Origin of the sequence: Sphingomonas sp. PL-96 (assembly GCF_020707215.1) — a bacterium.
Classification (GTDB): domain Bacteria; phylum Pseudomonadota; class Alphaproteobacteria; order Sphingomonadales; family Sphingomonadaceae; genus Sphingomonas.
The window spans coordinates 223760-240980 of the sequence record NZ_JAJFET010000005.1; the positions used below are offsets into that span (position 1 = coordinate 223760).

General features: G+C 68.5%; 15 protein-coding genes. 9 read left to right on the forward strand and 6 right to left on the reverse strand.

Features of this window, described 5'->3' with window-relative positions; genetic code table 11:
* Nucleotides 1-25: 25 nt before the first annotated feature.
* A complete protein-coding gene (locus LK533_RS11535) occupies nt 26-1057 on the forward strand; it encodes a glycosyl hydrolase family 43 (protein WP_229363073.1) in 1032 nt (343 codons plus the stop codon).
* Nucleotides 1058-1061: 4 nt separating this feature from the next.
* On the opposite strand, the gene LK533_RS11540 is transcribed toward LK533_RS11535, so the two are convergent.
* Together LK533_RS11540 and LK533_RS11545 are read right to left on the reverse strand one after the other, a co-directional pair.
* Nucleotides 1062-1301, reverse strand: coding sequence for a hypothetical protein (locus tag LK533_RS11540; RefSeq protein ID WP_229363075.1), 240 nt, complete (start codon nt 1299-1301; stop codon nt 1062-1064).
* A 5-nt stretch (nt 1302-1306) separates the two neighbouring features.
* On the reverse strand, nt 1307-1864 hold the full coding sequence (locus LK533_RS11545; protein WP_229363077.1) for a lysozyme inhibitor LprI family protein: 558 nt from the start codon (nt 1862-1864) through the stop codon (nt 1307-1309).
* 199 nt (nt 1865-2063) lie between these two features.
* Between LK533_RS11545 and LK533_RS11550 the strand changes: the two genes are divergently transcribed.
* The 7 genes from LK533_RS11550 (at nt 2064) to LK533_RS11580 (ending at nt 11851) form a co-directional block, all read left to right on the forward strand.
* Complete coding sequence (locus LK533_RS11550) at nt 2064-3350, forward strand: 3-methyl-2-oxobutanoate dehydrogenase (2-methylpropanoyl-transferring) subunit alpha (RefSeq protein ID WP_229363079.1); 1287 nt, start codon at nt 2064-2066, stop codon at nt 3348-3350.
* Between the two features lie 53 nt (nt 3351-3403).
* Complete coding sequence (locus tag LK533_RS11555; RefSeq protein ID WP_229363144.1) at nt 3404-4408, forward strand: alpha-ketoacid dehydrogenase subunit beta; 1005 nt, start codon at nt 3404-3406, stop codon at nt 4406-4408.
* Nucleotides 4408-5781, forward strand: a complete 1374-nt coding sequence (locus tag LK533_RS11560) for a dihydrolipoamide acetyltransferase family protein (protein ID WP_229363081.1) — start codon at nt 4408-4410, stop codon at nt 5779-5781. The genes LK533_RS11555 and LK533_RS11560 overlap by 1 nt, the downstream gene beginning before the upstream one ends.
* Before the next feature lie 60 nt (nt 5782-5841).
* Nucleotides 5842-7080, forward strand: coding sequence for an SAM-dependent methyltransferase (locus LK533_RS11565; protein WP_229363082.1), 1239 nt, complete (start codon nt 5842-5844; stop codon nt 7078-7080).
* A gap of 355 nt (nt 7081-7435) precedes the next feature.
* Nucleotides 7436-8779: an MATE family efflux transporter gene (locus tag LK533_RS11570; RefSeq protein ID WP_229363083.1), complete on the forward strand. Its 1344-nt coding sequence runs from the start codon at nt 7436-7438 to the stop codon at nt 8777-8779.
* A gap of 91 nt (nt 8780-8870) precedes the next feature.
* Nucleotides 8871-10088: an argininosuccinate synthase gene (locus tag LK533_RS11575; protein ID WP_229363084.1), complete on the forward strand. Its 1218-nt coding sequence runs from the start codon at nt 8871-8873 to the stop codon at nt 10086-10088.
* Between the two features lie 149 nt (nt 10089-10237).
* A complete protein-coding gene (locus LK533_RS11580) occupies nt 10238-11851 on the forward strand; it encodes a hypothetical protein (RefSeq protein ID WP_229363085.1) in 1614 nt (537 codons plus the stop codon).
* Between the two features lie 238 nt (nt 11852-12089).
* Here LK533_RS11580 and LK533_RS11585 read toward each other — a convergent pair whose 3' ends face one another.
* The 4 genes from LK533_RS11585 to LK533_RS11600 form a co-directional block, all read right to left on the reverse strand.
* Nucleotides 12090-13223 (reverse strand): GNAT family N-acetyltransferase, encoded by a 1134-nt coding sequence (locus LK533_RS11585; RefSeq protein WP_229363086.1) that lies wholly within the window; start codon nt 13221-13223, stop codon nt 12090-12092.
* 61 nt (nt 13224-13284) lie between these two features.
* On the reverse strand, nt 13285-14553 hold the full coding sequence (locus tag LK533_RS11590) for a mechanosensitive ion channel family protein (RefSeq protein ID WP_229363145.1): 1269 nt from the start codon (nt 14551-14553) through the stop codon (nt 13285-13287).
* A gap of 36 nt (nt 14554-14589) precedes the next feature.
* Nucleotides 14590-15798, reverse strand: coding sequence for a cystathionine beta-lyase (gene metC / locus LK533_RS11595; RefSeq protein ID WP_229363087.1), 1209 nt, complete (start codon nt 15796-15798; stop codon nt 14590-14592).
* On the reverse strand, nt 15795-16619 hold the full coding sequence (locus LK533_RS11600; protein WP_229363088.1) for a sulfurtransferase: 825 nt from the start codon (nt 16617-16619) through the stop codon (nt 15795-15797). Before LK533_RS11600 ends, metC begins: the two co-directional genes overlap by 4 nt.
* A gap of 101 nt (nt 16620-16720) precedes the next feature.
* On the opposite strand from LK533_RS11600, the gene queF reads away from it, so the two are divergent.
* Nucleotides 16721-17167 carry a preQ(1) synthase gene (gene queF, locus LK533_RS11605; RefSeq protein WP_229363090.1) on the forward strand — a complete coding sequence of 149 codons (447 nt, stop codon included), beginning with the start codon at nt 16721-16723 and terminating at the stop codon, nt 17165-17167.
* Nucleotides 17168-17221 lie beyond the last annotated feature (54 nt).

A 17221-nucleotide genomic window follows, 5' to 3' on the forward strand; every position in this document is an offset into this window, starting at 1 on the left:
ATCAAAAGATCATCGGGAGAGAGCCATGCGACCCTTTTGGAAGCGCCTCGCCGTCGCGGCATTCGCCGCCCTTGCCGCAGCAGTCCCGGCAATCGCACAGGTGGCCCCCGGCGGCCCCGTCACGCCCTATGTCGATCCGGCCAAGGCGTACCTCTTCGCCCACATGACCAAGGAACGCTACGGCGTCCTCTATTACTCGGTCAGCCTCGACGGCTTCCACTGGACGCGCCTCAACGGCGGCAACCCGGTGTCGGCCGACTACCACGGCCATGCCTCGATCGCCCAGGGCTCCGACGGGCGCTACTATCTGGTCGGCAACAACAGCGACGAGGATCCCCTGATCCGCTTCTGGGTCTCCGACGACCTCGTCCGCTGGCAGCCGTTCGGCACCTACCGTCCCGACCTGAAGGACATCCCCGGCCACCCGCACGCCATGCAGCGCATCGGCGCGCCCAAGCTCCTGTTCGACAAGCCCTCGCGCCAGTTCCTGCTGACCTGGCACACGCCTAACGAGGACGGCAACCGTGAGGATCCGGAACGCTATTGGGCCAGCCAGCGCACGCTCTACGTCCGGTCGCCAGACCTCAAGACCTTCGCCGCCAAGCCACGCCGGCTGTTCAGCTGGGACATGGCGACCATCGACACCATCCTCCAGCCCGATCCCCGCGGCGGATACTGCGCGGTTCTCAAGGACGAACGCTACCCGTCCTATGAATGGACCACCGGCAAGACGATCCGCATCAGCTGCGCCGCCAGCCTGCTCGGCCCCTATCCGCTCCCCGGCGCCTCGCTCAGCCCGAACTTCCGCGAGGCGCCGACGCTGATCCGCTCGCCCGACGACAAGGACTGGCTGCTCTTTTACGAGCAATATGCCGGCACCAGCTACGGCCTCTCGATGGCGCCGACACTGCAAGGGCCGTGGTTCCAGGTGTCGGGCAACAGCGGCGTTTTCGAATGGAACCGCTACGAGATGCCCGCCGGCACCCGCCACGGCTCGATGCTGCCGATCAGCCGCAAGCAATATGAGGCGATCCGCGCCGCCTTCCCGGAAGGTTGAGGCGTCAGCGCGATCGACGCCGCAGGATCACCGCGCCCGCCACCAGCCCCAGCACCAGCAACAACGGAAGATCGAACAGCCACAGCCGGTCGTCGCCGTTCATGTCCCAGGGCCATGCCGCCCGGCACCCGGTGGAGTTGGGTGCATAGCCGCACGCCGTGCTGCGGAGCGCGGCAGCGGCCAGAATCGCCAGGCCCGCGATCCCAGCGGCGAGCACGAACAGCAGGTTGGACAAGGCGCGCATGGTGATCAGCCCGCCATCGGCTGCAGCGTGATCCGCCGCCGCACCGTTTCGTGCAGCAGGCACATGGGCACGTCGACCATGTCGATCGTCCCGCCCGTCCTCTGCTCCTCGCACTCCGCGTCGCGCCGCCGGATCCAGGCCCGCTCTTCGACCCGAAGCTTCGCCTGCTCCGCCCGCCCACGCTTGGCCATGGCCGATTTGTAGGCCGCGTTCAGCCGCGCGTCCTGCACCGCCAGCTCGTCGCGCACGCACGCCCCCATCGCCACGGACACGCCCTTGGCCGCATCGCCCGAGTTCAGGCACGCCTCCAACGCGGGCGAGAGCTGCGCCTCTACGTCTGCCTCGGTGATGTCCAGCGCCGGTCGCTCCTGTGGCAATGCCGTCGCGGTCGGCTCGGGCGCAGCTGCGGGCGCGGTGGCAGTCGGCACCGGCGCGATGGTCGCCGCCGCTTCCGGAGCCGGCTCCGACGCCGCATTGTCAGGCGTTGCCTCGCCGTTGCAGGCAGTGGCGAGCAGGATCAGTGCCAGGCCGGAGCCGCGCGCCGCGAAAAGGGTGGAGAGCATGGCCATGCCGTTCCATAACTCGGGCCAGCGTTCAGGGCGAGCGAAGCGGTTGCACCTGCCGCCGGAAACCACCCATCCGCCCCGACGCTGCACCGCAGCGACGATCCTGGCTTCCGCAACCCCGCGCAATTTAATAACACTCGCTTGAAACGAGTCTGCGCGGGGTTCCGGCCCCAGACCGCAGGCCAAGGAGAGACGAGTGCGCGAAGAGTCGCTGCGACCCAATCTGCCGCCCCTGGCGCTGCACGTGCCGGAGCCCCGCTTCCGCCCCGGCGATCCCGTCGATTTCGCCGATGTGGTCATCCCGCCCGCCGATGCCGCGCGGCGCCCCGACACCAGCGCGCAGCCGGCCGAGTTCCATGAACTCGCCTACACGCTGGTGCGCGTGCTGGACGAGAACAACCAGGCAGTCGGCGCCTGGAACCCGCGGCTGGCGCCGGAAGTGCTGCGCCGCATGCTGCGCGCCATGGCCCGCACCCGCGCGTTCGACGAGCGCATGTTCCGCGCCCAACGCCAGGGCAAGACCAGCTTCTACATGAAATGTACCGGCGAGGAGGCAGTGGCCGTCGCCGCCACGCTGGCGCTCGACTATGACGACATGTGTTTCCCCAGCTATCGCCAGCAGGGGATCCTCCTCACCCGCGACTATCCGCTGGTCGAGATGATGAACCAGATCTACTCGAACCGCGGCGACAAGCTTCACGGCAAGCAGCTGCCGATCATGTATTCGTCGAAGGAGACCGGCTTTTTCTCGATCTCCGGCAACCTCACCACCCAGTACCCCCAGGCGGTGGGCTGGGCGATGGCATCGGCGGCCAAGGGCGATACCCGCATCGCCGCGGCATGGTGTGGCGAAGGATCGACCGCCGAAGGCGACTTCCACTCCGCCTGCACCTTTGCCGCGGTCTATCGCGCGCCGGTGATCTTCAACGTTGTCAACAACCAGTGGGCGATCAGCAGCTTCTCGGGCTTCGCCGGGGCGGAGGCGACGACCTTTGCCGCCCGCGCGATCGGCTATGGCATTGCGGGGCTTCGGGTGGACGGCAACGACGCGCTCGCCGTCTACGCCGCGACCCAATGGGCGGCCGAGCGTGCCCGCACCAACCAGGGGCCGACGCTGATCGAGCATTTCACCTATCGCGCCGAGGGCCACTCCACCTCCGACGATCCGTCGCAATATCGTTCTGCCGAGGAGGCCACTGCCTGGCCGCTCGGCGACCCAATCGCGCGGCTGAAGGCGCATCTGGTCGCGATCGGCGAGTGGGACGACGAACGCCACGCCGCGATGGACCGCGAAGTGGCGGAGGAAGTCCGCGCCGCGCAGAAGGAGGCGGAGAAGAACGGCGTGCTCGGCCATGGCCTGCACCAGCCGCTCGACAGCCTGTTTGACGGCGTGTTCGAAGAGATGCCCTGGCACCTGCGCGAACAACAGGCGCAGATGCTGGCGGAGGAAGCCGCCTCCGGCCGCCCCTGGGCGCGCAAGTGAGGGAGGAGAAGGCGATGCCCGACACTGCTGCGGCTCTGGGCGAAACCGCGCCCATGAACATGATCCAGGCGATCAACTCCGCGCTCGAGGTCGCCATGGCGCGCGATCCGGACGTGATCGTGATGGGCGAGGACGTCGGCTATTTCGGCGGCGTCTTCCGCGCCACTGCCGGGTTGCAGAAGAAGTTCGGCAAGACGCGCGTGTTCGACACGCCGATCACCGAGACCGGCATCGTCGGCGTGGCGATCGGCATGGGCGCCTATGGCCTGCGTCCCGTGCCGGAGATCCAGTTCGCCGACTACATCTATCCCGCGCTCGACCAGCTGGTGTCCGAGGCGGCGCGGCTGCGCTATCGCTCCAACGGCGACTTCACCGCGCCGATCACCGTGCGCTCACCGTTCGGCGGCGGCATCTTCGGCGGCCAGACGCACTCGCAGTCACCCGAGGGCATCTTCACCCATGTCTCGGGCATCAAGACGGTGATCCCCTCCACCCCCTATGACGCCAAGGGGTTGCTGATCGCCGCGATCGAGGACAATGATCCCGTCCTCTTCTTTGAGCCCAAGCGCATCTACAACGGCCCGTTCGACGGCCATTGGGACCGTCCGGCGAAAAGCTGGGCGCAGCATCCCGCCGCCCTCGTTCCCACCGGCTATTACCGCGTGCCGCTGGGCAAAGCGGCGGTGGTCCGCCCGGGCGAGGCGCTCACCATCCTCGCCTATGGCACCATGGTCCACGTCTGCCAGGCCGTGGTCGAGGAAGCCGGCATCGACGCCGAGATCCTGGACCTGCGCACGCTCGTCCCCCTCGATATCGAGGCGATCGAGGCCTCGGTGCAGAAGACCGGCCGCTGCATGATCGTGCACGAGGCGACGCGGACGTCGGGCTTCGGCGCCGAGCTCTCGGCCTTGGTGCAGGAACGCTGCTTCTACCATCTCGAGGCGCCGATCGAACGCGTCACCGGCTTCGACACGCCGTACCCGCACAGCCTGGAATGGGCCTATTTCCCCGGCCCCGTCCGCATCGGCGAAGCGCTCAAGAAAGTGATGAGGACCTGATGGCACGCTTCAGCTTCCGCCTGCCCGACATCGGCGAAGGCATTTCCGAGGCGGAGATCGTCGCCTGGCACGTGGCCGTGGGCGACCGCGTCGAGGAAGACGCGCGCCTCGCCGACATGATGACCGACAAGGCGACGGTCGAGATGGAAAGCCCGGTCGCCGGCATCGTCATCGAGCTTGCGGGCGAGCCTGGCGACAACATTCCGATCGGCTCGACGCTGGTGGTGATCGAGACGGAAGGCGAGACCGAGAGCGACACGGTCGTGGCGGAGAACCCCGGCGTGGAAGTCGCCACCGACGCCACCCCCGCCTGCCTCACCCCGCCCGAGGCGGACGGCGCCGCGTCCACGCTCCCCGACAGTACCCCGGCGAAGGCCGGGGCCCAGTTGGGAGACGCCCGCGAGGAAAGCGCAGCACCCGCCACGACGACCACCGATGCTGGCCCCCGGCCTACGCCGGGGTACGAAGAAGCAGAAGCACCCGCTGCTGCTTCCAAGCACCCCATCCTCGCCTCCCCCGCCGTCCGCGCCCGCGCCCGCGACCTCGGCATCGACCTGTCGCAGGTCCGTGCCGACGGCGATCGCATCCGCCACGCCGACCTCGACGCGCACCTGCGCTACGGCCAGGCGCAGGGCTATCACGCCCCGCGAACCAGCCGCGCGCGCGCCGACGAGACGATGAAGGTCATCGGCATGCGCCGACGCATCGCCGACAACATGGCCGCATCCAAGCGCCACATCCCGCACTTCAGCTATGTCGAGGAAGTGGAGGTGACCGCGCTGGAAGCGATGCGCGCCGACCTGAACACCCACCGCGGCGACCGGCCCAAGCTCACCCTGCTGCCGCTGTTCATCGCCGCGCTGTGCCGGACGCTCCCCGACTTCCCGATGCTCAACGCCCGCTATGACGACGAGGCCGGCGTGGTGACCCGCCACGGCAACGTGCACCTGGGCATGGCGACCCAGACCGACGCCGGGCTGATGGTTCCTGTCATCCGCGACGCACAGGACAGGAACGTCTGGCAGCTCGCGGCCGAGATCGCGCGGCTCGCCGAAGCCGCCCGGACCGGCAAGGCGCGCACCGACGAACTGTCGGGCAGCACCATCACCGTCACGTCGCTCGGCCCCCTGGGCGGCGTCGCCACCACCCCGGTCATCAACCGACCGGAAGTCGCCATCCTCGGCCCCAACCGCATCGTCGAGCGCCCGGTGTTCGTCGACGACGGCCGCAGCGGCGATGCGATCCGGCGCGCGAAGCTGATGAACGTCTCGATCTCGTGCGACCATCGCGTGGTCGACGGCTGGGACGCCGCGAGCTTCGTGCAAGCGTTGAAAAAGCTGCTGGAAACGCCGGTCCTGCTGTTCGCCGACTGAGACGGTGCATTTCCGACCAGGCGGTAGCTTTGCAGGGTCGGAGCCGTTAGCGTGTCGGTCATGGCGCTGATCGACATTTTTTTCGCACGGGCCGTGACCAAGGGCCAGCTTACCGTACACCACGCCAACGGCAGCACCGGCCGCTTCGGCACGCCGGACCCGGGCTTCCCCGACGTCACGATCCGCTTCACCGACCGCAAGGTGCTGGCCTCGATCGTGCGCGATCCCAGCCTGGGTGCGGCCGAGGCCTATATGGACGGCCGTCTCGTCGTGGAGCAGGGCGACATCCGCGACCTGCTGGTGCTGTTCAAGAAGAACAACCTGTGGGAGGTCGGCGAAAGCACCCTCAAGGCGCGCGGCATGCGCAAGGTCGCCAACGCCGTCTTCCACCGGCTCGACCGCTACAACCAGGCACGCCAGTCGAAGCGCAACGTCGCCCACCATTATGATCTGTCGGACCGGCTCTACGATCTCTTCCTCGACGTCGACCGCCAGTACAGCTGCGCCTATTTCACCGACCCCGCCAACAGCCTGGAACAGGCGCAGACCGACAAAAAGGCGCACATCGCCGCCAAGCTCGCGATCCGGCCGGGCATGCGCGTGCTCGACATCGGCTGCGGCTGGGGTGGCATGGCGCTTTACCTTCATCGCAAGACCGGGGCCGAGGTGCTGGGCGTCACCCTGTCCGAGGAACAGCTCAAGGTCGCGCGCCGCCGGGCGGAGGAAGCCGGGGTCGCCGACAAGGTCCGCTTCGAGCTGATCGACTATCGCGCGGTCGAGGGCCAGTTCGACCGCATCGTCTCCGTCGGCATGTTCGAGCATGTCGGGCCGCCGCAGTATCGCACCTTTTTCGCCAAATGCCGGCAGCTGCTGAAGCCGGATGGCGTGATGCTGCTCCACACCATCGGCCGCGCCGGTGGCCCGGGCGTCACCGATCATTTCACCGCCAAGTACATCTTCCCCGGCGGCTACAACCCGGCGCTGTCGGAGATCGTGCGCGCGCACGAGGGGAACAAGATGTTCCTGACCGACGTCGAGGTGCTGCGGCGCCATTATGGCTTCACCCTCGCCCATTGGTACGACCGCACGGTGGCGGCCAAAGACGCGATCGTCGCGCTCTATGACGAGCGCTTCTTCCGCATGTGGACCTTCTACCTCGCAGGAGCGCAGGTGAGCTTCGACTATGGCGGCATGGTCAACTACCAGCTCCAGTTCGCCCGCTCGCGCGACGTGCTGCCCCTGACCCGCGACTATATGCTGGAAGAGGAACGGCGGCTGCACGAGGTGGCAGGCGCCTAGAACACGGCGACTCTCGCCTCCCGTTCGTGCTGAGTGGGGGCTGAGCGTGTCGAAGCCCCGTATCGAAGCACGGGTGGCGGCCCTTCGATACGCCATTTCGACTTCGCTCAATGGCTACTCAGGACAAACGGCGAGGGCGAATTCCCCAAAGCCTGCTGCTCCATTCAACCCGTTTGTCTCGAGTAGGGATAGAGCTTGTCGAGAGCCCGTATCGAGGGAGCCACCACGACCGACCTCTCGATACGCCGTCTCGACAGGCTCGACGGCTACTCGAGGGCGAGCGGGGGGGCATTGGCATAGCAAGGTGCCAATGCACGGCTTGCACCGAACCACCCCACCGTAGCACGGCATTCCCATGACCGTGCCAGCCCCGCTCACCCGCGCGTCGATCTTCCAACAAGCCTGGCCGATCATGCTGGGCCAGACCACGGTGCCGCTGGTCGGCATGGTCGACACGGTGGTGATCGGCCGCACGGGCGATGCCGCCGCGCTCGCCGGGATGGCGCTCGGCACGACGATCATCAACTTCCTGTTCTGGAGCTTCGGCTTCCTGCGCATGGGGATGACCGGCATGACCGCGCAGGCGCAAGGGTCCGGCGACACCGCGGAAGTGCGCGCGCTGCTAGTGCGGGGGCTGATGCTCGGGGTGGCGATCGGCGCGGCGCTGTTCGCGCTCCAGCTGCTGCTGGTGCCGCTCGCCTTCCACCTGCTCGCGGGCGATGCGGCGCTCGATGCCGCCGCCCGGGGCTATGTCACCGGCCGCTTCTTCGGCGCGCCGGCCAGCCTCGGCGTCTTCGCGCTCACCGGCTGGCTGCTCGGCCTCGGCCGCACGCGCGCGGCGCTGCTGCTCCAGGTCGCGATGAACCTGGTGAACGCCGCGCTCTGCATCGTCCTCGTCTCCGGGCTCGGCCTCAGCGCCCGGGGCGCGGGTCTCGGCACCGCCTGCGCCGAATGGAGCGCGCTGCTGCTTGGGCTCGCCATTGCGGGCCGCATCCTCGGGCCCGGGGCGCTTCGCGGCGTCGGCACCGGGTTGTTGGACCGGGCGAAGCTCCGCCGGCTGTTCGCGGTGAACGCCGACATCATGGTCCGCACGGTCGCGCTGCTGGTCCTGTTCGGGTGGTTCGCCAATGCTGGCGCACGACTGGGCGCGGTGCCGCTCGCCGCCAACCAGGTGCTGATGCAGTTCGTCTCCGTCTCCGCCTTTGTGCTCGACGGCTTCGCCTTTACCGCTGAGTCGCGGATCGGCGGGGCGATCGGTCGCGGCGCCCGCACCGAGCTGCTGCGCGCGACGCGTCTTACCGGCGAATTCACGCTGGCCGCCGGCGCCGCCTTCGCGCTCCTGATCTACCTTGCGGGCGCGCCGCTGGTCGCGGCCATCACCGACAACCCGGACGTGCGCGCCCACGCCGTCGCGCTGCTCCCCTTCGCTGCGCTGGTGCCGCTGGTCGGCGCTCCCGCCTGGTTGCTCGACGGCGTGTTCATCGGTGCCACCCGCGGGCGGAGTCTGCGCAACGCCGCGCTTGCCGCCACGCTCCTCTACCTGGCCACCGACCTGGCTCTGCGCCCCTTCGGCGCCCCCGGCCTGTGGCTCGCGCTGCTTGCCAGCTACCTTTATCGCGCCGCAGGGCTCGGCCTTGGGCTTCCGAAGCTGGTGCGATCGGTCGGCGTGCCGCTTGCGGAAGCGCCGCGCGAGGCATAGAGCGCGCGCGCAACCTGCCCGCCTACGCCGCGCTGGGCCGCCGACCGCAACCTCGGCGGCAACCGGCCCGGGCAATTCGGAGAATGAGCTGATGGCCGACAAGATCAATCGCGTGGTGCTCGCCTATTCGGGCGGCCTCGACACGAGCGTGATCCTGAAATGGCTGCAGACCGAATATCAGTGCGAGGTGGTGACCTTCACCGCCGACCTCGGCCAGGGCGAGGAGCTCGAGCCCGCCCGCAAGAAGGCCGAGCTGATGGGCGTGAAGCCCGAGCACATCTTCATCGACGACCTGCGCGAAGAGTTCGTGCGCGACTATGTCTTCCCGATGATGCGCGCCAATGCGCTCTATGAGGGGCTGTACCTGCTCGGCACGTCGATCGCGCGTCCGCTGATCGCCAAGCGCCAGATCGAGATCGCCAAGATGGTCGGCGCCGACGCCGTCAGCCATGGCGCGACCGGCAAGGGCAACGACCAGGTCCGCTTTGAGCTCGGCTATTACGCGCTCCAGCCCGACATCAAGGTCATCGCACCCTGGCGCGAATGGGACCTCACCAGCCGCACCGCGCTGATCGACTTCGCCGAGAAGAACCAGATCCCGGTCCCCAAGGACAAGCGCGGCGAAAGCCCCTTCTCCACCGACGCCAACCTCCTCCACACCTCGTCCGAGGGCAAGGTGCTTGAGGATCCGTGGGAAGAAGTGCCGGAGTACGTCTTCTCGCGCACCGTCAGCCCTGAGGATGCGCCCGACCAGCCCGAGATCATCACCGTCGATTTCGAGCGCGGCGATGCGGTTGCGATCAACGGCGAGGGCATGAGCCCGGCGACCCTGCTCGCCAGGTTGAACGACCTTGGCCGCACCCATGGCATCGGCCGCCTCGACCTGGTCGAGAATCGCTTCGTCGGCATGAAGAGCCGCGGCATGTACGAGACCCCGGGCGGCACCATCCTGGGCGTGGCACACCGCGCGATCGAGCAGGTCACGCTCGACCGCGGCGCCGCCCACCTCAAGGACGAGCTGATGCCGCGCTATGCGGAGCTGATCTACAACGGCTTCTGGTTCGCACCCGAGCGCGAGATGCTGCAGGCCGCAATCGACCACAGCCAGGAAAAGGTCACCGGCACCGTCCGGCTGAAGCTCTACAAGGGCGCGGCACACGTGATCGGCCGCAAGTCGCCCTTCTCGCTCTATTCGGAAAAGGTCGTGACGTTCGAGGACGACCAGGGCGCCTATGACCAGCGCGACGCCGCCGGCTTCATCAAGCTGAACGCGCTGCGCCTGCGCCTGCTCGGCCGCCGCGACCGCTAATCGGCACGGGGCCGGCGCCTGTGCCCGGCCCCGCCCTTCACCCGACGGCATCCATGTCCCAGCTCCATTCCTCCTCGCCGCCCGCCTCCGGCCGGCGCCCCGACGCGCATTCGCTTGCCGACCGCCAGATGCCGGCTACAAGCAGGGACATGCAGGGGGATGGGGCAAGGCTACACTGGTGGCAGACACGGTGGTTCGTGGTCGCGATGGCGCTGCTGGCGGCGCTGCCGCTGGTCTGGCCGGACATTCCGCCGCTGCTCGACCTGCCCGGTCATATGGGCCGCTACCGCGTCCAGCAAACGATCGGCACGGGCACCGCGCCCTGGCTGTCCGACTGGTATAATTTCGACTGGAGCCTGATGGGCAATCTGGGGGTCGATCTGCTGATCGTTCCCCTCCAGCCGATTCTGGGGCTGGAGCTTGCGGTCAAGCTGATCGTGATGGCGATCCCGGTGCTGACGGCGATCGGCCTGTTGTGGATCGCGCGCGAGGTGCATGGCCGCATCCCGGCGACCGCGCTGTTCGCGCTGCCCCTGGTCTACAGCTTCCCGCTCCACTTCGGCTTCGTGAACTTCGCGCTGTCGATGGCTTTTGCGCTCAACGCCTTTGCGCTGTGGCTGCGGCTGGGGCGACTGGGCAAGCTCCGGCTGCGCGGCGTGATCTTTGTGCCGCTGGCGGCGCTGATCTGGCTCACCCACACCTTTGGCTGGGGGACGCTGGGCGTGCTCGCCGCCTCGGCCGAGCTGATCCGCGAGCACGACCGCCGCCGCAACTGGTTCGCTGCCCTGTTTCACGCCGGGCTGCACTGCCTGGTGCTCGCGCCCCCTGCCCTGCTGATGCTCTTGTGGCGCTCGGGCCATGTCAGCGGCCAGACCGCCGACTGGTTCAACTGGCGGTTCAAGATGCAGTGGGTCACCATGGTGATGCGCGACCGCTGGCAGCTCTACGACTTCGCCTCGCTGATGGTCCTGTACCTGGTGCTGCTGAAGGGCGTGCGCGACCCCAACATCCAATATTCGCGCAACCTGGGCCTGTCGGCGCTGTTCCTGCTCGCGGTCTATATCCTGCTGCCGCGGATCGTGTTCGGCTCGGCGTACGCCGACATGCGGCTGGTGCCGTACCTGTTCGCGATTGCGCTGATCGCGCTCAGGCCCAAGCACGGCATGTCGATCCGCAACGCCGCCACGGTCGCGGCACTGGGCCTCGCGATCTTTGCCGGCCGCATGGTCGCCACCACTGCCAGCTTCGCGATGTACGACCGCGATTACGACCAGGAGCTCGCCGCGCTTGATCATGTGCCGGTCGGCGCGCGCCTCGTCACCTTCATCGGTGAGACCTGCTACAACGAGTGGACGATGACTCGGCTGCAGCACCTGCCGGGCATCGCGCTGGAACGCCGGCTCGCCTATTCCAACGACCAGTGGTCGATGGTCGGCGCCCAGCTGCTCACCACCCGCTATCCGGCGCGCGGCTTTTCGCACGACCCGTCGCAGATCGTGACCGACGTCCAGTGCCCGCGCGAATGGTGGCGCCCGGTCGCCGGCGCGCTCCACCGCTTCCCGCGCAACGCGTTCGACTATGTCTGGATGGTCCGCCCGCCGCATTATGACCGCAGGCTGGAACAGGGGCTGATCCCGATCTGGCGCCAGGGTTCCAGCGCAGTGTTCCGCATCGACCACCGCCAGCGCGCCGCGACGCTACTGCCAACCGACCTCTACGGTCCCACCGGCCGCCGCGCGCCCCGCCCCAACCGCGAGTCCTGAGGCAGGCCCGAGGGGTACCCCGGCGAAGGCCGGGGCCCAGTCGGGAAGACCTCCCGACATTGCGCCGCCGCCCACACCCGTCCCGCTGACGAAGAGGCGGCACGAACGCCCTATGCGCCCCCGTGCTCCTGCGAAGGCAGGAGCCCAGGGCTCTGCGCGCCACAGCTTGTCACTCTGTTGGGTCCTGGATCCCCGCCTGCGCGGGGATAGGATCGGGGTGCGTCCGAAGCGGCCGCCTTCACCCTCGCCGGAACGGCGTGAGTTCCCCCAGATACTCCTGTTCATGCGCCACCGCTTCGCGCTCGCGCTCCAGATAGTCGGAAACCGCGCGCCGGAAATTGGCATCGGGCAGGTAATGCGCCGACCAGGTGGTGACCGGCGCATAGCCGCGCGCCAGCTTGTGCTCGCCCTGCGCGCCCGCCTCGACCCGCCGCAGCCCGCGCGCGATCGCCGCCTCGATCGCCTGATAGTAGCACAGCTCGAAATGGAGGAACGGCACCTCCTCGGTCGCGCCCCAATAGCGGCCATAGAGGGCATCCGCGCCCACCAGGTTCAGCGCGCCCGCGATCGAGCGGTCGCCGCGATAGGCGAGCATCAGCAGCACCCGGTCGCCCAGCGCCTCCGACAGCATCGAAAAGAACGGCCGCGTCAGATAGGGCCGCCCCCATTTCCGGCTGCCGGTGTCCTGGTAGAATTCCCAGAACGCGTCCCAATGCGCCTCGGTGATCTCGGCGCCGGCCAGGTGCTGGATCGTCAGCCCCTCGACCGCGGCGGCGCGCTCCTTGCGGATCGCCTTGCGTTTGCGGCTGGCGAGCGCCCCCAGGAAATCGTCGAACGCGGCATAGCCCTGGTTCTCCCAGTGGAACTGGGTACCCGCCCGCGTCAGCCAGCCCGCCGCCTCCCATGCCGGCAGTTCTGCCGCGTCGACAAAGGTCGCATGCGCCGACGACAGCTGGCTGCGCCGCGTGACCGTTTCCAGCGCGGCGATCAACGCAGGCGCGGCCGACGCATCGCGCAGCAGCAGCCGGGGTCCGGGCACCGGCGTGAACGGCACCGCCACCTGCAACTTGGGATAATAGTCGCCGCCCGCCCGTTCCCAGGCGTCGGCCCAGGCGTGGTCAAAGACATATTCGCCCTGGCTGTGTGCCTTCGCATAGGCGGGCGCGATCGCAACCGGGCGACCATCCGCACCATCCACCACCACAGGCAGCGGCTGCCAGCCGGATCGCCCTCCTACCGAGCCGGATCGCTCCAGCGCGGCCAGGAAGCCGTGGCTCAAGAACGGATTGTCCGGCCCGGCGCAGGCGTCCCACTCGTCGGCGGGGATCGACAGCACGCCGTCGGCGATGCGCGCGGTGATGGCGGTGCTCACCCCCACAATTTAGGCGCTTCGACGCCGGCGGCAAGCACTGCCCGCCCCGTTTTGGCGGCGCTCAGCCGTCGGCGGCGAGTGGTGGGGCCGGTGGGATCCCCGCGCTGTTGCCCGAATCGCGCAGGATCATCTCGCGCCTCGGCACCGGAATGACGATGCCCTGCTCCTTGAACAACAGCCACAGCCGGTTGAGCACGTCCGAGCGCACATTGCCGACACCGCTCTCGGGATCGCTGATCCAGACCAGGATTTCGTGCTCGGCGGCATAGTCGCCATAGCTCACCAGCCACACATTGGGCTTGGGGCTCTTCAACACCCGCGGGCTTTCCGATGCGGCGCGCAGCATCAGCGCCTGGGCCAGCTTCAGGTCGCTCTCATACCCGACCTTTACGGGAATGCGGACGCGCACGTTGCGGTCGGTGAAGGACCAGTTCTCCACCTCCTGCGTCATCAGATTTTCGTTGGGGATCAGATGCTCCTTGCCATCGCGGGTGATGACGGAGACCGCGCGCACGCCGATCTTGTTCACCCAGCCGAAGCTCTCGCCCACCACGATCACGTCACCGGGCTTGATGGAGCGGTCCATCAGCAGAATGATTCCCGCGATCAGGTTGCCAACCGTCTTCTGCAGGCCAAAGCCCACCGCCAGGCCCAGGCCGCCCGAGAACACTGCAAAGGTGGTGAGATCGATGCCCAGCAGGTCGATGCCGAAGAAGAAGGCAACCACCACCGCCCCGATCGCGGCGAGCTTTTGCGCCAGCAGCTTCTGGGTCGCATCCAGGCTTTTCGCGCGGCCGATCGAATGGGCGACCAGCCGGTTGGCGAGGCGCACCAGCGCGTAGAGGCCAACGCCCACCACCGCGACCGAAACCAGCGACAAGAGCGACAGCCGCCGACGCCCGACGTTGAAGCCGATCCGCTCCAGCGCGCCGGTGACATTGTCGAACCCGCCGAACGCGTTGCTCAGCACCGCGACGAACAGGACCGTGCCGATGGTCCAGGCCGCCCAGCGCGGCAGGTGCAGCCCGCGCAGCACGTCGATCGCCAGCCGCGCCGTTGTCAGCCCAAGCGCCAGACCGATTCCGAACGCGGACAGCGGATGCCAGCCATAGCTGCCCGCAACCACGGCGAGCACCGCTGCGGCGACCCCGTGGTGCACGATCTGGCACATGCGCGGGGCCAGTCCCTCGACCGGCCCCTCCACGATCCGCCGCCAGCCGTCCGCCAGCGCCGGCCCCAGCTTGCGCCCCGCCAGCCAGCCGAGCATCAGCGCGACCAGCACCAGCGCCGCCGCGATCCCCGCCTCGATCAGGCGGGGCGGTCCGGGCATCGTGATGCCATAGTCGGCGAGCCGGATCACCGCCGCTTATCCCCGCGCGGCGCGGAAGCGGGCGAGCCCCGCGTCCAGGTCCGCGATCAGGTCGCGGGCATCCTCCAGCCCGATCTGCAACCGCACTGCCGGGCCGGCCGCTTCCCAGCGGGTGGCGGTGCGGATGCGCTGCGGGTCGATCGGTACCGCCAGACTTTCGTACCCGCCCCAGCTATAGCCGATGCCGAACAGCTCCAGGCCGTCGATCAGCGCCGCGCGCGCGGCATCGTCCCCACCGTCGAGCACGAACGAGAACAGGCCGGACGCCCCCAGGAAGTCGCGTGCAAAGATCTCGTGCCCCGGCGTCCCGGCAAGTGCCGGGTGCAGCACCTTTGCCACCCCCGGCTGCCCGGCCAGCCAGCGCGCAATGGCGAGTGCGCTTTCACCATGCCGGTCGAGCCGCACCGCCATGGTGCGCAGGCCCCGCGCGCCCAGGAACGCGTCGTCGGGCGAGACATGCTGGCCCAGCTGATAGCTGGTGTCGCGCAGCGCCGCATATTTGCCGGGTGCCGCGGTCACCGACCCCAGCATCGCGTCCGAATGGCCGACCACATATTTGGTGCAGGCCATGATCGTATAGTCGACGCCCTTGGCGATGGCGGGGAACAGCAGCGGAGTCGCCCAGGTGTTGTCGAGCAGGGTGGTGACCCCGCGCGCCTTGGCGGCGGCGACGATCGCCGGCACGTCCTGCACCTCAAAGGTCAGGCTGCCCGGGCTTTCCATGAAGATTGCGCGCGTATTGGGACCGATCAGCTCGGCGATGCCCGCACCGATCGTGGGATCATAGAAGCGGGTCGTGACGCCGAACCGCTTGAGCAGCCCGTTGGCCAGCAGGCGCGTCGGATCATAGGCGCTGTCCACCAGCAGCAGTTCGTCGCCGGGCGACAGCACTGCCAGGAGCGCGGTCGAGATTGCCGCCACGCCCGACGGATAGAGCAACGTCGCTTCGGCGCCTGGCTCCAGCTGGGTGAGCGCATCCGCCAGCGACCATTGGGTCGGCGTGCCCCGGCGGCCATAGAACAGCTTGTGGTGCGTATCGGCGGCGCCGCGCTGGCGCAGTTCGGCGACCGAGTCATAGAGGATCGTCGACGCCCGCCATACCGGCGGGTTGACGATGCCCTGCGTCCATTCCGGCCGCCGCCCCGCACCGACGACGCGGGTGCCCGCGCCCCTGTCCCCGTTTCCGCCTTCGCTCGCACTGCTCACAGCGTCACCGTCGCCTTGGGGGTGGTCGGGTCCGACGCCCAGTCGGTCCAGCTGCCGTCATAGAGCGCCGCGTCGCGGCCGAGCAGGTGAAGCCCGAACGCCAGCGTCGCCGCCGTGACGCCCGAGCCGCAGGTGGTGACGATCGGCCGGTCGAGGTCGACGCCCGACGCCTCGAACGCCACACGCAGCGCCTCCCCGCGCTTCCACGTACCGTCCGGCGCGAACAGCTCGCCATAGGGCAGGTTGAACGATCCGGGGATATGCCCGGTCGGCAGCCCGCGGGGGTCCAGTTCCGCGCCGGTGAAGCGGGGTGCCGAACGCGCGTCGAGCAGCTGCTCGGCACCGCTGTCCAGGTTCGCCCGTACGTCCGCCTTGGTCCGCATGCGGCTGCCGTCGAACGCCAGGTGGCGCGTCACGCCGTGCGGCGCGCCATGGCCGGTCTGGAGCGGACGCCCTTCCGCACGCCATTTGGCCAGGCCGCCGTCGAGCAGGCTCGCTGCCACGCCGTAGCGCTTGAGCAGCCACCAGGCGCGCGCCGCGCTGCGATAGGGCGAGTCGTCGTAGAGGAGGATTTCCGCGCCGTCGTCGATGCCGAGTGCGCCGAGCAGTGCCGCCACGCCTGCGGTCGAGCCCTCGGCCGCTGCCTGGGACAAATGGCCCAGGTCCAGGAACGCCGCGCCGGGTAGGTGGCCGGCCGCGAACTCCGCCGCCGCGTCGCGTCCCGCGGCACCCAGCGACCCGAACCAGGTCGCATCCAGCAGGTGCAGCCCGGGGCTTCCCAGCCGCCCTGCCAACTCGTTCGTCGTCACCAGCGCGTCCATGCCGTCTCCTACACTGTTCCGCCCCTGCTCTACGCATCGCCATCGGGCGCGTCGAGATCGACCCATTTTCTTCCGCCGCCCCGCACCCTACATGCGCGCGCATGACACCAAAGCATCTGGGCCAGACCAGCGGCCTGCCCGCGTCGCCGGAACAGGCCGAACTCGACTATGTCCCCAACCCGCGGGAGGGCTCGCGCTATTGCGTGCGCTTCACCGTGCCCGAATTCACGTCGCTGTGCCCGGTCACCGGCCAGCCGGACTTTGCGCATCTGGTGCTCGACTATGTGCCTGACGCGACCATCGTCGAGTCCAAGTCGCTGAAGCTGTTCCTTGGATCCTTCCGCAACCACGCCGCCTTTCACGAGGATTGCACGGTCGGCATCGGCGAGCGGCTGTTTGCCGAGATGAAGCCGCTGTGGCTGCGCATCGGCGGCTATTGGTATCCGCGTGGCGGCATCCCGATCGACGTCTTCTGGCAGTCGGGCGAGCCGCCGGCAGGCGTGTGGATCCCTTCGCAGGATGTGCCGGGCTATCGCGGGCGGGGCTGATCCGGCTGTTCGGCGCTGCCGCGACGCAGCACGATTGTAGTAGGGATCGGCGTT

Bases quoted from the DNA above. Each gene is read 5' to 3' on its own strand.
- LK533_RS11565 (WP_229363082.1), top strand. From the start codon at position 5,842: ATGGCGCTGATCGACATTTTTTTCGCACGGGCCGTGACCAAGGGCCAG.
- LK533_RS11560 (WP_229363081.1), top strand. From the start codon at position 4,408: ATGGCACGCTTCAGCTTCCGCCTGCCCGACATCGGCGAAGGCATTTCC.
- queF (WP_229363090.1), top strand. From the start codon at position 16,721: ATGACACCAAAGCATCTGGGCCAGACCAGCGGCCTGCCCGCGTCGCCG.
- LK533_RS11590 (WP_229363145.1), bottom strand. From the start codon at position 14,553: ATGCCCGGACCGCCCCGCCTGATCGAGGCGGGGATCGCGGCGGCGCTG.
- LK533_RS11535 (WP_229363073.1), top strand. From the start codon at position 26: ATGCGACCCTTTTGGAAGCGCCTCGCCGTCGCGGCATTCGCCGCCCTT.
- LK533_RS11555 (WP_229363144.1), top strand. From the start codon at position 3,404: ATGAACATGATCCAGGCGATCAACTCCGCGCTCGAGGTCGCCATGGCG.
- LK533_RS11575 (WP_229363084.1), top strand. From the start codon at position 8,871: ATGGCCGACAAGATCAATCGCGTGGTGCTCGCCTATTCGGGCGGCCTC.
- LK533_RS11570 (WP_229363083.1), top strand. From the start codon at position 7,436: ATGACCGTGCCAGCCCCGCTCACCCGCGCGTCGATCTTCCAACAAGCC.
- LK533_RS11600 (WP_229363088.1), bottom strand. From the start codon at position 16,619: ATGGACGCGCTGGTGACGACGAACGAGTTGGCAGGGCGGCTGGGAAGC.
- LK533_RS11580 (WP_229363085.1), top strand. From the start codon at position 10,238: ATGCAGGGGGATGGGGCAAGGCTACACTGGTGGCAGACACGGTGGTTC.
- LK533_RS11545 (WP_229363077.1), bottom strand. From the start codon at position 1,864: ATGCTCTCCACCCTTTTCGCGGCGCGCGGCTCCGGCCTGGCACTGATC.
- LK533_RS11540 (WP_229363075.1), bottom strand. From the start codon at position 1,301: ATGCGCGCCTTGTCCAACCTGCTGTTCGTGCTCGCCGCTGGGATCGCG.